The organism is Azospirillum sp. TSO5 (assembly GCF_003116065.1).
Lineage (GTDB): Bacteria > Pseudomonadota > Alphaproteobacteria > Azospirillales > Azospirillaceae > Azospirillum.
Genome location: NZ_LGQY01000018.1, coordinates 76507 through 89792, shown reverse-complemented (window position 1 = coordinate 89792; position 13286 = coordinate 76507). Strand labels below are relative to the sequence as shown.

Here is a 13286-nt window from a genome sequence, read left to right as displayed (position 1 = left end):
AGACGCCGCCATGACGCTCACCATTTTCCTGGGCTCGCTGTTCGGCTTCATGCTGCTCGGCATGCCCATCGCCTTCGCGCTGATGCTGACCGGCGTCGCGCTGATGGTCCACCTCGACTTCTTCGACGCCCAACTGGTCGCCCAGAACATGCTGAGCGGCGCCGACAATTATCCGCTGATGGCGGTGCCCTTCTTCATCCTGGCCGGCGAGCTGATGAACGCCGGCGGCATCTCCCAGCGCATCATCAACCTGGCGGTCAGCCTGGTCGGCCACATCAAGGGCGGTCTGGGATACGTCACCATCGGCGCCTCGGTGATGCTGGCCAGCCTGTCGGGCTCGGCCATCGCCGACACCGCCGCGCTGGCGACCCTGCTGATCCCGATGATGCGCGACCACGGCTATCCGGTGCCGCGCTCTGCCGGTCTGATCGCGTCGGGCGGCATCATCGCCCCGATCATCCCGCCCAGTATGCCCTTCATCATCTTCGGCGTGACCACCAACACCTCGATCAGCGCGCTGTTCATGGGCGGCATCGTCCCCGGCCTGCTGATGGGCATCGGTCTGGTCTGCGCGTGGGTCTTCGTCTGCCGCGACATGACGGTGAAGCTGCAGCCGAAGGCGAGCGGGCGGGAGCGGCTGAAGGCGCTGGGCGACGGCATCTGGGCGCTGGCCCTGCCGGTCATCATCATCGGCGGCCTGCGCGGCGGCATCTTCACGCCGACAGAGGCCGCGGTGGTCGCCGCCGTCTATTCGCTGTTCGTCGCGCTGTTCGTCTACCGTCAGGTCACGCTGCCGCAGCTGGTCCCGCTGCTGGTCCAGGCGGCGCGCACCACCAGCACCGTCATGTTCCTGTGCGCCGCCGCGCTGGTGTCGTCCTACATGGTGACGCTGGCCGATCTGCCGCAGCAGATGACGGAGCTGCTGGCGCCGCTGATGAGCCATCCCAAGCTGCTGATGCTGGCCATCGCCTTCCTGCTGCTGGCCGTCGGCACGGTGATGGACCTGACGCCGACCATCCTGGTTCTGGGTCCGGTGCTGACCCCGCTGGCGATCAAGGCCGGCATCGATCCGACCTATTTCGGCGTGATGTTCGTCCTGATCGGCACGCTGGGCCTGATCCATCCGCCGGTCTGCACGGTGCTGAACGTGGTGTGCGGCGTCGCCCGCATCTCGCTGGAAAGCGCCACCAAGGGCATCTGGCCCTTCCTGCTCACCTACATCGTCCTGCTCGGCCTGCTGATCGCCGTGCCGGAGATCGTCACCATGCCGCTGCACATGTTCCACTGACGCGTTAGCAAAACCAACCAGAACGAAACACCAGACCTCAAGGGAGTTCGACACCCATGTTCCGCAAACTGCTGCTCGCCACCGGCATCGCCGCCGCCCTGCTCGCCCCGATCACCGCCGCCGCCCAGGACGTGAAGACCCGCATCATCCGCTTCGGCTATGGCCTGTCGGAGAGCAGCAACCAGGGCCGGGCGGTGAAGTATTTCGCCGAGGAACTGTCCAAGCGCAGCGGCGGCAAGCTCAAGCTGAAGGGCTTCGGCGACGCCAGCCTGGGCAGCGACATCCAGATGCAGAACGCCCTGATCGGCGGCGCGCAGGAGATGATGGTCGGCTCCACGGCCACGCTGGTCGGCATCGTCAAGGATTTCGGCGTCTATGACCTGCCCTTCCTGTTCAACAACGAGAAGGAAGCCGACGCCGTCCTGGACGGCCCGTTCGGCGAGAAGCTGCTGAAGTCGCTGAACGACAAGGGGCTGGTCGGTCTGGTCTATTGGGAGAACGGTTTCCGCAACCTGACCAACAGCAAGCGCCCGATCACCAAGGTCGAGGACATGGGCGGCATCAAGCTGCGCGTGATGCAGAACCCGGTCTACATCGACATGTTCAACCGCTTCGGCGCCAACGCGGTGCCGCTGGCCTTCTCCGAACTGTTCACCGCGCTGGAGACCGGCACGGTCGACGGCCAGGAGAACCCGGTCACCACCATCCAGTCGTCCAAGTTCTATGAAGTCCAGAAGTACCTGACCATTTCCCGCCACGTCTACAGCCCGTGGATCATGCTGGCCAGCAAGCGCTGGTACGATGGCCTGTCGGCGGACGAGAAGAAGATCCTGAACGAGGCCGCCGTCGCCTCGCGCGATTTCGAGCGCAAGGACAGCCGCGAGGCCTCGGCCCAGAGCGTGGCCTACCTGAAGGAAAAGGGCATGCAGATCAACGAGCTGAGCCCGACCGAGCTGGACCGCATGCGCGAGATGGTCAAGCCGGCCTTCGACAAGTACGCCGCCGACGGCGGTGCCGAGGTGCTGAAGGACCTGCAGGCCGCCATCACCGCCGCCCGGAAGTAATCACAGGCGACGCCTGCGGATGTCGTGAAGGGGGCGGACCGGGACGACCGGTCCGCCCCTTTTTCTTTATATCGCGGAGTGAAGGTTGTATGTGCCCGAAAGATTTGGGTGCCGGTCCTAAAGTATGAATTTTCAGACCAAGGTATGAGCGTCTGCCATTTTTAACGTTTCTCTCTTCATCTGTTGGGATGGCAGATATATTAGCAATTAATTTACTTGAATTTAACAGAACTGCGCGACAGTCGGTCGGGGGTGTCGGACCCTTGTCCGGGTATGTCGTGGGGATCATCGATGTTCAAGAAGTTGCCTTTGGTGACCAAACTGGTTTTGGCGATCGGCGTGGTTCTGCTGGTCGGGCTGGGGATCGGCACGGTCGTGATCTCCGCCAAGAGCGGGGCCGATACCGACGCCTTGTCCTTCAAGGTCGGGGACGAACTCGGCAAATTCCATGCCGAAACCGTCGAGCGGCGCCTGAACGACGCCATGAACATCAGCCGCCTGATGCGGACCACCCTGCTGAGCCTGAAACGCAGCGGCGTCACCGACCGCGCCAAGCTGAACGACTGGCTGAAAAGCCTGCTGGAGAGCAATCCCACCCTGATCGGCGTGTGGGTCGGCATGGAGCCGAACGCGCTGGACGGCAAGGACTCCGACTTCGTCAACAGCGCCGGCAGCGACGCCAGCGGCCGCTTCATTTCCTATTGGAACCGCGGCAGCGGCAAGGTCCAGCTGGAGGCGCTGACCGCCTATGACGATCCCGGCCCCGACGGCCTCTATTACCAGCAGGCCAAGCGCACCGGTAAGGAGGTGATCGTCGAACCCTACAGCTATGTGGTGGCCGGCAAGACCATCCTGATGGTGTCGCTGGTGGTTCCGATCATGGAAGGCGGCAAGTTCGTCGGCGTCGCCGGCGTCGACATCGCCACCGACGAGATCTGGAACGAGCTGAAGACGGCGAAGCCCTTCGGGACGGGGTCGGTCTTCCTGATCTCCAACGGCGGCCTGTGGGCCGGCTACAGCAACGCCGACCATATGGGCAAGTCGATCCTGCAGACCAACGAACGGCTGAAGGAGGCGTTGCCCGCCATCCGCGACGGCAAGCCCTTCGCCCATTTCTCGGTGTCGGCCAGCCTGAAGACCGATGTCAAGCAGCTGTTCCAGCCGGTCGACATCGGCGACACCGGCACGCCCTGGTCGGTGCTGATCAATCTGCCGATGAATCAGGTCGAAGTGCCGAAGGTCGAGCTGCGCAACTTCATCGCAATCGGCGCCGTGCTGCTGACCGCCGGCCTGCTGCTGGCGCTGTGGCTGTCGACCCGGACCATCGTCGGCACGCCGCTGCGCCGGATCATCGCGACGGTGGAGGCGCTGACCGCCGGCCGGCAGGACGTGGAGGTGCGCGACCGCGACCGCGCCGACGAGATTGGGTCGATCAACAAGGCGCTGCAGCTGTTCAAGGAGAATGCCGGCCGCGTCGCCGAGATGGAGGAGCAGCGCCGCCGGGACGAGGCGCAGGCCGCCGAACGGCGCAGGCAGGATCTGGCCCGCATGGCCGACCGGTTCGAGGGCACGGTCGGCGGCGTGGTCGCCAGCGTGACCGAGCAGGCGGAGCTGATCCGCACCGATTCGGAAGGGCTGTCGGCCATCGCCGAGCAGACCAACGCGCAGGCCTCCGCCGTCGCCAGCGCCGCCGATGTCGCCAGCAGCAACGTGCAGACGGTGGCCGCCGCGGCGGAGGAGTTGGCCCACTCCATCGAGGAGATCAACCAGCGCATCGCCGCCTCGTCGCGCATGGCGAACGACGCGGTGGGCGAGGTCGAGAAGACCAACGGCACCGTCGCCGGCTTGGCCGAAGCGGCGCAGAAGATCGGCGACGTGGTGAACCTGATCCAGTCGATCGCCGGCCAGACCAACCTGCTGGCGCTGAACGCCACCATCGAGGCGGCGCGGGCGGGCGAGGCCGGCAAGGGCTTCGCCGTCGTGGCGCAGGAGGTGAAGAACCTCGCCAGCCAGACCGCCAAGGCGACGGAGGAGATCGCCGCCCAGATCGCCGAGATCCAGTCGGTCAGCGGCAGTGCCGTCGGCGCCATCCAGGCCATCGGCCGCACCATCGTCGGCATCAGCGAGACGGTCACCGCCGTCGCCGCCGCGGCGGAGGAGCAGGGGGCGGCGACCCGCGAGATCAGCCGCAACGTTCAGCAGGCCGCCGCCGGCACCCGCGAGGTGTCGACCAACATCGAGGGCGTCACCCGCGCCGCCAGCGAAACCGGCAGCATGGCCGCCCAGGCGCGGGCGGCGGCCGACACGCTGTCGCACCAGTCGGCGCAGCTGCGGACCGAAGTGCAGCGCTTCGTGGCGACGATCCGCGAGGGGTGAGGGGTGTCGGGGGTGTCGGCTGACGATGCCCCCTCCCCATCCCTCCCCCACTTCGGTGGGGGAGGGATGGGGAGGGGGCACCCGGCGGCCTGAGTTCACCTCAACAGTCAAAAAACACCGTCTCCCCCTCGCCCTGCAGGCGGATGTCGAAGCGGTAGACGACTCCGCCCGGCACTTCGGCGCGCTGGGCGATCAGGGTGTCGCGGCGGTCGGCGGGGACGGTCGTCAGCACCGGGTCCGTCGCGTTCGCCGCCGTCTCGTCGGAGAAGTGCAGGCGGGTGAAGGCGTGACTCAACATGCCGCGGGCGAACACCGTCACCGCGATGTGCGGGGCGTGGCCGGTCTCGCAGACGCCGGGCTTCACCGTGTCGAAGAAATAGTAGCCGGCGTCGTTGGTGCCGCAGCGGCCGAAGCCTGCCGCACCGGGGGCGTGCTTGCCGTCGGCGCCGGCCTGCCAGATCTCCACCACGCAGTCGCGGATCGGCGCACCGTCGCCGTCATAGACGACGCCTTCGATGCGGATGTGCTCGCCCGGCATGTCGCGGGTGGCCAGCCGGTTGGTCGCCAGCGGGCGGCGGCCGTAGAGTTCCGGGGTCCAGGCATAGGCGAAATAGGGCCCAACGGTCTGGGACGGGGTCTGTTTCAGCATCGTGGTCATCTCGGGTCAGCCCTCCATCGGCGTGGCCTGCCGGCCGCGCAGGACGATGTCGAATTCATAGCCGAGCGCCCACACCGGTTCGGTCACGTCGATGGAGAAGCGGGAGACCAGCAACTCGCGCGCGCCCTCCGGCACCCCGTTGTAGATGGGGTCGAGCGGCAGCAGGGGATCGCCGGGGAAATACATCTGGGTGACCAGACGGGTCAGGAAGGACGGCCCGAACAGCGAGAAATGGATGTGGGCCGGGCGCCATGCATTGTGGTGGTTGCCCCAGGGATAGGCGCCGGGCTTGATCGTGGTGAAGCGGTAGCGGCCCTCCGCATCGGTGATGCAGCGGCCGGCGCCGAAGAAGTTGGGGTCGAGCGGCGCGTCATGCTGGTCCCAGCGGTGGACGTAGCGGCCGCAGGCGTTGGCCTGCCAGATCTCCAGCAGCGTGTGCGGCACCGGCCGGCCGCTCTCGTCCAGCACGCGGCCGGTGACGATCATGCGCTCGCCGATCGGCTCGCCGTTGACGCGGCCGTTCTTGGTCAGGTCGTTGTCGAGCGGATCGACGCTGTCATGGCCGAACACCGGGCCGCTGCGCACCGACAGGCACTGCTTCATCGGGATCAGCGGCTTGGACGGCGAGCGCAGCACCGTCGATTTGTAGAGCGGCGACAGGTAGGGCGGGTGTTGCGCCCAATCGCGGGGGCTGAAATCGCCCTCCGACTCCTGAACGGCTGTGTCCATCTTGGGGGGCCCTCCTTGGGAACGGTCAGCTTTGCCGACCTTGTGTTTGCTTATGGTTGTCCAGAACGCGGTCGATGAAGTGGGAGGCGGAGCCGGTGTAGTTCAGCGGGTCGAACAGGCGGTCGAGGGTGTCAGCGCCCAGCGCCTGGACCACTTCGGCATCCTCGGCCAGCACGTCGCGCAGGGGGCGGGCGGAGAAGGATGCGCGGCGGCTGGCGTCGGCCACGCGGGAATGGGCGGCCATGCGACCCATGCGGTCACCGAGAGCCATGGTCACCGCCTCCGCCAGGATCAGGCCACGGGTCAGGTCGAGGTTGGCGCGCATGCGCTCGGCATCGATGGTCAGGCCGGCGATGGTCTCGCGGGCGTGGCGGGCGGCGCCGGCGACGAGGCGGCAGAGGTCGGGCAGCGCCTGCCACTCGGCATGCCAGCCGCCGAGGCCGCGTTCATGCTCCTGCACCTGCGCCGCCAGCAGACCGCCGACCAGGGCGGGAGCGCGGATGGCGGTGGAGAGCAGGATGGCGCAGGACACCGGGTTGCGCTTGTGCGGCATGGTGGAGGAGCCGCCGCGGCCGGGGGCGCTCGGCTCGAAGGCTTCGGCGACCTCCATCTGCATCATCAGCGAGATGTCGCGGCCCAGCGTCCCCAGTGTGCCGGCGAGGATGCCGAGGGCCGAGGCCAGTTCGGTGATGCGGTCGCGGCTGGCATGCCAGGGCAGGGCGGGCAGGGGGAGGTCCAACTCCTTCGCCAGAGCCTCCGCCACCGCCGGGCCGGCGTCACCCAATGCGGCAAGCGTGCCGGCGGCGCCGCCGAATTGCAGGGCGAGGCGGTTGCGGGCGGCGGCGATGCGCTGGCGGTCGCGGCCCAGCGCGTCGAGCCAGCCGGCGGCCTTCAGGCCGAAGGTGGTGGGCAGGGCGTGCTGCAGCCAGGTGCGGGCGACCATCGGCGTGGCGCGGTGGCGGTCGGCGAGGTCGGCCAAGCCGTCGGCAAAGGCTGCCAGATCGGCGTCGAGTCCGACGAGGAAGCGGCGCAGTTGAAGCATCAGGCCGCTGTCCATGGCGTCCTGGCTGGTAGCGCCCCAGTGGACGTAGCGGGAGGATTCCTCGTCGGCGGCCTTCACCGCGCGGGTCAGGTGCTTGACCATCGGGATCGCGGTGTTGCCGGCCAGCGCCGCCTCCGCCCCCAGCGCGGTCAGGTCGTAGAGGTCGGCCTTGCACGCCGCCTCGATGGCCGGGACGGCGTGCGAGGGGATGACGCCGACAGCCGCCTCCGCCCGCGCCAGCGCCGCCTCGAAATCCAGCATGCCCTGCAGCCTTGCGGTCGGGGAGAAAGCGTCGGCCGCCGCGTCGCTGGTGAAGAGCGGGTCGAGCAGCGGGTCGGCATGGTGGATGGCGGTCATGGCTTTTTACCCTTTCCGGGCGTCCTCTTCATCCATCTCGGCATAAACGGCGCGGGCCAGCGCCATGGCGTGGTTTCCGGCGGGGACGCCGGCATAGACGGCGGCCTGCATCAGGATTTCCTTCACCTCGTCGCGGGTGACGCCGGTGTTGCGGGTGGCGCGGATGTGCAGCTTCAGTTCGCCATCCTTGCCCAGCGCCGCCAGCATGGCGATGGTCAGCATGCTGCGCGTCCGGATGTCCAGGCCTGGCCGGGTCCAGATCTGGCCCCAGGCGGTCTTGGTGATGAACTCCTGGAAATCGGCATCGAACCCGGTGGCGCGCTCCAGCGAGCGGTCGACATGGGCGTCGCCCAGCACCGAGCGGCGCACCGCCATGCCGCGGTCGTAGAGATCCCTGTCCTTCATATCCAGGTCGTCCATCAGAGGTCCCTCAGGAAGCCGTCGATCAGGGCGGCCAGCTCCGCCGGCTTTTCGACGCCGGGGATGTGGGCGGCGCCGGGCAGCAGCTCGAAGCGGGCGCCGGGAATGCCGGAAGCCAACTCGCGGGCGGAGTCGGGCGGGGTGGCGACGTCATGCTCGCCGCAGATCACCAGGGTGGGGGCGGTGATGGCGGCGTTGGCGGCACGCAGGTCGGCGTCGCGGATCGCCATCGAGCAGCCGACATAGCCGTCCTCGGTGGTGCGGGCGACCATGGCGGTGTAGCCGCGGATCTGGTCGGGACGGCCGTCACGGAAGGCTTGCGTGAACCAGCGGGCCATCACCCCGTCGGAAATCGCGGTCATGCCACGGGCGCGGATGGCGGCGATACGGTCGGTCCAGACCGATTGCGGGCCGATAACGCCGGCGGTGTCGCACAGGATCAGACCGTGGATTCGGCCGGGCGCCTTGACGGCAAGGCGCTGCGCCATCATGCCGCCAATCGACAGGCCGCAGACATGGGCGCGTTCGATGCCCAGCGCGTCGAGCAGGCCGGCGGCGTCGTCGGCCAGAAGGTCCATGCTGTAGCCGGCATCGTCGGTGACCGGCGTCACCTGGGTCAGGCCGTGGCCGCGCATGTCGTAGCGCAGGATGCGGTAGCGCTGCGACAGCAGGGGCACCACGGCGTCCCAGATGTGGAAGCTGGTGCCGATGGAGTTGGCGAACAGCAGCACCGGCGCGTCGGCCGGGCCGGTCAGGTCGTAGTGCTGGGTGATGCCGGCGGCTTCGATGAAGGGCATGGGGGCTTCCGCTGACGGTTATTGGGCGGTGATGTTTTTTGCCCCCTCCCTAACCCTCCCCCGCTTCGCGGGAGAGGGAACTCCGCCGCTCTTGCGCTTAACTCCCTCTCCCACCGCAGGTGGGGGAGGGTTGGGGAGGGGGCATTCGAAGCCTGAGGCTACACCCGCTCGATCATCACCGCGATGCCCTGACCGACGCCGATGCACATGGTGCAGAGCGCCGTCCGGCCGCCGGACTGTTCGAGTTGGTAGAGCGCGGTGGTCGCCAGACGGGCGCCGCTCATGCCGAGCGGATGGCCGAGCGCGATGGCGCCGCCTTGCGGGTTCACATGGGCGGCGTCGTCGGGCAGGCCAAGCTCCCGCAGCACGGCAAGACCCTGGGCGGCGAAGGCCTCGTTCAGTTCGATCAAGTCGATGTCGGCGATGCTGCGGCCGAGACGCTCCAGCAGCTTGCGGGTGGCGGGGACCGGGCCGATGCCCATGACACGCGGCGGGACGCCGGCGGTGGCGCCGCCGAGGATGCGGGCGCGCGGGGTCAGGCCGAAACGCTTCACCGCCGCTTCGGAGGCGATCAGCAGCGCGGCGGCGCCGTCATTGACGCCGGACGCATTGCCGGCGGTCACCGTCCCGCCGGGGCGGACGATCGGCTTCAGGGCCGACAGCGCCTCGATGGTCGTGGCGCGGGGATGCTCGTCGGTCGTCACCATTGTCTCGCCCTTGCGGGTGCGGATGGTGACGGGGACGATCTCGCGGGCCATGCTGCCGTCGGCGATGGCGCGGGCGGCGCGCTCCTGGCTGCGCAGCGCGAAGGCGTCCTGGTCGGCGCGGGCGATCTTCCAGTCGTCGGCGACGTTCTCCGCCGTCTCCGGCATCGAATCGGTGCCATAGGCCGCCTTCATGGCCGGGTTGACGAAGCGCCAGCCGATGGTGGTGTCGAAGATCTCGGCCTGACGGGAGAAGGGGGTGTCGGCCTTGCCCATGACGAAGGGGGCGCGGCTCATGCTTTCCACCCCGCCGGCGATCATCAGCTCGGCCTCGCCCGCCTTGATGGCGCGGGCGGCGGTGGCGAGCGCGTCGAGGCCGGAGCCGCAGAGCCGGTTCATCGTCGTCCCCGGCACCGCGTCGGGCAGGCCGGCCAGCAATGCTGCCATGCGGGCGACGTTGCGGTTGTCCTCGCCCGCCTGGTTGGCGCAGCCATAGATGACGTCGTCCACCGCGGCCCAGTCGACCGAGGGGTTGCGCTGCATCAGGGCGCGGATCGGCACGGCGCCGAGATCGTCGGTGCGCACCGATGACAAGGCTCCGGCATAGCGGCCGATGGGGGTGCGGATGGCGTCGCAGATGTAAGCGTCACGCATTGCTTTATCCTTCTCCGCCAGATTGCCCGTGCGCGGCGGCGGTGCGGGCCTGGAGGTCGCGGAGCGCCGTCAGGGTTCCGGCGTCCGGGATTTCGGTGGTCTTCAGGTCGGGCGAGATCTTCAGGTCCCAGCCGGTGGCGGCCTTCACCTGCTCCACCGTCACGCCGGGGTGGATGCCGGTCAGGGTCAGCTCCTTGCTCACCGGATCGGGGGTGAGGATGCCGAGGTCGGTGATGACCGCGGTCGGCCCGGCGCCGGGGATGCCGGCCTTGGCCCGCGCCTCAAAGCCGTCGAGGTAACCGGCGGAGGTGACGAAGGGCAGCTTGGCGACGAAGGCCTTCGGGTTCTGCTTCAGGACGATGAAGACCTCCTTGGCCTGGGAGGCGATCTCCGGCGCACCGCCGGCACCGGGCAGCCGCACCTTGGGTGCGTCATAGGGGCCGATGACGGTGGTGTTGATGTTGGCGAAGCGGTCGACCTGCGCGGCCCCGAGGAAGCCGACGTCGATCCGCCCGCCCTGCAGCCAGTATCGGAAGATCTCCGGCGTACCGACCACGGTGTCGGCGGTCAGGGCGAGGTCGCCGTCGCCGATCGACAGCGGCAGCACCGTCGGCTTGGCGCCGATCGGGCCGGATTCATAGATCAGCACCACCTCGGGCGCATGGGTCAGCCGGGCGAGGTTGGCGGCGGTGGAGGGCAGGCCGATGCCGACGAAGCAGACGGTGCCGTCCTTCAGCAGGCGGCTGGCCGCCACCGTCATGATCTCGGTCGCGGTGAAGTCGAGAGGGGCTGCACTCATCACGCGGCCTCCTTCATGCTTTCGGCCAGCATGCGGCGGAAGCCGGCGAAATCGTCGGTGTCCAGCACATGGCGCTGCATCCAGGCGCGGAAGTCGTCGCGCGAGCGGGCGATGGGGTCCCACGCCTTGTAGAAGCGGTTGTCGCGCTCCGAATAGCCTTGAGCGTAGGACGGATAGGCGCCGCCGGGGACGGGACAGACGGCGGAGAGCGCCCAACTCGGCAGCACGCAGGCGTTCGGCGGAGCCTCCAGATCGTCGACGATCTCCTCCACCGTGACGATGGAGCGCTTGGCGGCCAGCACCGCCTCCTTCTGGACGCCGAGGATGCCCCAGAGCAGGACGTTGCCGCGGCGGTCGGCCTTCTGGGCGTGGATCACCGTCACGTCCGGGCGGACGGAGGGGATGGCGGCCAGCTTCTCCCCGGTGAAGGGGCATTCGATGAAGCGGATGTTCGGGTTGACCTTCGGCAGGTCGGAGCCGGTGTAGCCGCGCAGCAGGGCGAAGGGCAGGTTGGAGGCGCCGGCGACATAGGCGTTGGCCATGCCGGCATGGCTGTGCTCCTCGATTTCCAGCCGGTGCGGCCAGCCCTGCTCGACCGCATCGCGGAAGCGGTGGAGGGAACCGACGCCGGGATTGCCGCCCCAGGAGAAGATCAGCTTCGCGGCACAGCCCATGCCGATCATCTGGTCGTAGATCAGGTCCGGCGTCATGCGCACCAGCGTCAGGTCGTGCCGGCCCTGCCGGATGATCTCGTGCCCGGCGGCATGGGGAATCAGGTGGGTGAATCCTTCCAGGGCGACGGTGTCGCCGTCTTGCACGAGGCTCGCCACCGCCTCGCGCAGGGGCGTGATCTTCGCCATATGACCTCCCGAATGCGCGAAAACCGCACGAACATTCATCTTTACGCACAGAGTGGCGACGGCGACGGCTTGGTGTCAAGGTCGAAAACGGCAAATGTGGGGCGTTTATCGCCCTTATTGCGCCGCAACATGAGCTTTGTGCGGCGCTGTACATGGCGTATTGACTGAAAATCGTTTTGTACCAACATATTAGATGGAAAGCTGATTTTGTGCGATTATAGAACGTTACATCAAATATCGCACTTGACGGTTCGTCCGTCCCTCAGTACGGTTGGCACAACAGTCAATGACCGGGACCCAGCGATTGGGAGTTCCGGCGCCGGCATATGGTCACATGTGGGAGGGACAATGACGAGGACTCTGCGCAACGCGCTGCTGGGTGCGGCGTTCGGTCTGGCGCTGGCGGCCGGTCCGGCCGGCGCCGCCACCATCAAGGTCGGCGTCGTGGCGCCCTTCTCCGGGCCGTTCGGCGTGGTCGGCAAGAGCTTCAAGGAAGCGATCGAGGTCTATCAGGCCGAACATGGCAAGACCGTCGGCAACGACACGGTGGAGTTCATCTACAAGGACCTCGACCAGCCGAACCCGTCACAAAGCAAGGCGCTGTCCCAAGAGTTGATCGTCAAGGACAAGGTGTCCTTCCTCGCCGGCTATTTCTTCACGCCGGACGCGCTGGCCGTCGCCCCGCTGATCGACGAGGCGAACATCCCCTGCGTCATCTTCAACGCCGCCACCTCCGCCATCACGGAGAAGTCGCCGCGTTATGTCCGCACCTCCTTCACCCTGTGGCAGAACACGGTGCCGCTGGCCGAATATATGGCCAAGCAGGGCATCAGGAAGGCGGTGTCGGCGGTCAGCGACTATGGCCCCGGCATCGACGGCGAGGCCGCTTTCAAGACCACCTTCGAGAAGAATGGCGGCACGGTGGTGGACACCATCCGCATGCCGCTGAAGTCCAACGACTTCGCGCCCTTCATGCAGCGGATCAAGGATTCGGGCGCCGAGGCCGTCTATGCCTTCCTGCCGGCCGGGCCGGCGACGCTGGCCTTCGCCAAGGCCTTCAACGACACCGGGCTGCGGGCGGCGGGCATCAAGTTCTTCGGCCCCGGCGACCTGACCCAGGAACCGGATTTGCCGGCGCTGGGCGACGCGGCGTTGGGCATCACCACCAGCTTCAACTACAGCCGCGCCCATGATTCGGCGATGAACAAGGCCTTCGTCGCCAAGCACAAGGAGATGTTCGGCTCGGTCGACAGCGTCACCTTCACCTCGGTCGGCGCCTATGACGGCACGCACGTCATCTATCAGATGATCAAGAACAGCGGCGGCAAGATCGACGGCGCCAAGGCGGTGGAGTCGGTGAAGGGCATGAGCTGGGAAAGCCCGCGCGGGCCGCTGACCATCGACCCGGACAGCCGCCACGTCACCCAGACGATCTATCTGCGCACGGTGGAGAAGGTCGACGGCAAATTGGAGAATGTCGAGAAGCAGGCGTTCCCGAAGCAGCCGGACTATGGGTACAAGTTGGCGAAGTGAGGGGG

General features: G+C 67.5%; 12 protein-coding genes. 4 read left to right on the top strand and 8 right to left on the bottom strand.

Features of this window, described 5'->3' with window-relative positions; genetic code table 11:
* Positions 1-10 precede the first annotated feature (10 nt).
* The 3 genes from TSO5_RS04805 to TSO5_RS04795 all read left to right on the top strand — a co-directional run bounded on the left by TSO5_RS04805 (position 11) and on the right by TSO5_RS04795 (position 4728).
* Complete coding sequence (locus TSO5_RS04805) at positions 11-1288, top strand: TRAP transporter large permease subunit (RefSeq protein WP_109150502.1); 1278 nt, start codon at positions 11-13, stop codon at positions 1286-1288.
* Positions 1289-1344: 56 nt separating this feature from the next.
* Positions 1345-2352: a TRAP transporter substrate-binding protein gene (locus TSO5_RS04800; protein WP_109150501.1), complete on the top strand. Its 1008-nt coding sequence runs from the start codon at positions 1345-1347 to the stop codon at positions 2350-2352.
* 312 nt (positions 2353-2664) lie between these two features.
* Positions 2665-4728 carry a methyl-accepting chemotaxis protein gene (locus TSO5_RS04795; protein ID WP_247870591.1) on the top strand — a complete coding sequence of 688 codons (2064 nt, stop codon included), beginning with the start codon at positions 2665-2667 and terminating at the stop codon, positions 4726-4728.
* Between the two features lie 100 nt (positions 4729-4828).
* Here TSO5_RS04795 and pcaG read toward each other — a convergent pair whose 3' ends face one another.
* The 8 genes from pcaG to TSO5_RS04755 all read right to left on the bottom strand — a co-directional run bounded on the left by pcaG (position 4829) and on the right by TSO5_RS04755 (position 11748).
* On the bottom strand, positions 4829-5386 hold the full coding sequence (gene pcaG / locus TSO5_RS04790) for a protocatechuate 3,4-dioxygenase subunit alpha (RefSeq protein ID WP_109150499.1): 558 nt from the start codon (positions 5384-5386) through the stop codon (positions 4829-4831).
* A gap of 6 nt (positions 5387-5392) precedes the next feature.
* Positions 5393-6115 (bottom strand): protocatechuate 3,4-dioxygenase subunit beta, encoded by a 723-nt coding sequence (pcaH, locus tag TSO5_RS04785; protein WP_109150498.1) that lies wholly within the window; start codon positions 6113-6115, stop codon positions 5393-5395.
* Positions 6116-6140: 25 nt separating this feature from the next.
* Positions 6141-7514 carry a 3-carboxy-cis,cis-muconate cycloisomerase gene (locus TSO5_RS04780; protein WP_109150497.1) on the bottom strand — a complete coding sequence of 458 codons (1374 nt, stop codon included), beginning with the start codon at positions 7512-7514 and terminating at the stop codon, positions 6141-6143.
* 6 nt (positions 7515-7520) lie between these two features.
* Complete coding sequence (gene pcaC, locus TSO5_RS04775) at positions 7521-7919, bottom strand: 4-carboxymuconolactone decarboxylase (RefSeq protein WP_109150556.1); 399 nt, start codon at positions 7917-7919, stop codon at positions 7521-7523.
* 14 nt (positions 7920-7933) lie between these two features.
* On the bottom strand, positions 7934-8731 hold the full coding sequence (gene pcaD / locus TSO5_RS04770; RefSeq protein ID WP_109150496.1) for a 3-oxoadipate enol-lactonase: 798 nt from the start codon (positions 8729-8731) through the stop codon (positions 7934-7936).
* A 158-nt stretch (positions 8732-8889) separates the two neighbouring features.
* Positions 8890-10089, bottom strand: a complete 1200-nt coding sequence (gene pcaF, locus TSO5_RS04765; RefSeq protein ID WP_109150495.1) for a 3-oxoadipyl-CoA thiolase — start codon at positions 10087-10089, stop codon at positions 8890-8892.
* Between the two features lie 4 nt (positions 10090-10093).
* Positions 10094-10888: a CoA-transferase subunit beta gene (locus TSO5_RS04760; protein WP_109150494.1), complete on the bottom strand. Its 795-nt coding sequence runs from the start codon at positions 10886-10888 to the stop codon at positions 10094-10096.
* Positions 10888-11748 carry a CoA transferase subunit A gene (locus TSO5_RS04755; RefSeq protein ID WP_109150493.1) on the bottom strand — a complete coding sequence of 287 codons (861 nt, stop codon included), beginning with the start codon at positions 11746-11748 and terminating at the stop codon, positions 10888-10890. The genes TSO5_RS04760 and TSO5_RS04755 overlap by 1 nt, the downstream gene beginning before the upstream one ends.
* Positions 11749-12096: 348 nt before the next feature.
* Between TSO5_RS04755 and TSO5_RS04750 the strand changes: the two genes are divergently transcribed.
* On the top strand, positions 12097-13281 hold the full coding sequence (locus TSO5_RS04750; RefSeq protein WP_109150492.1) for an ABC transporter substrate-binding protein: 1185 nt from the start codon (positions 12097-12099) through the stop codon (positions 13279-13281).
* Positions 13282-13286 lie beyond the last annotated feature (5 nt).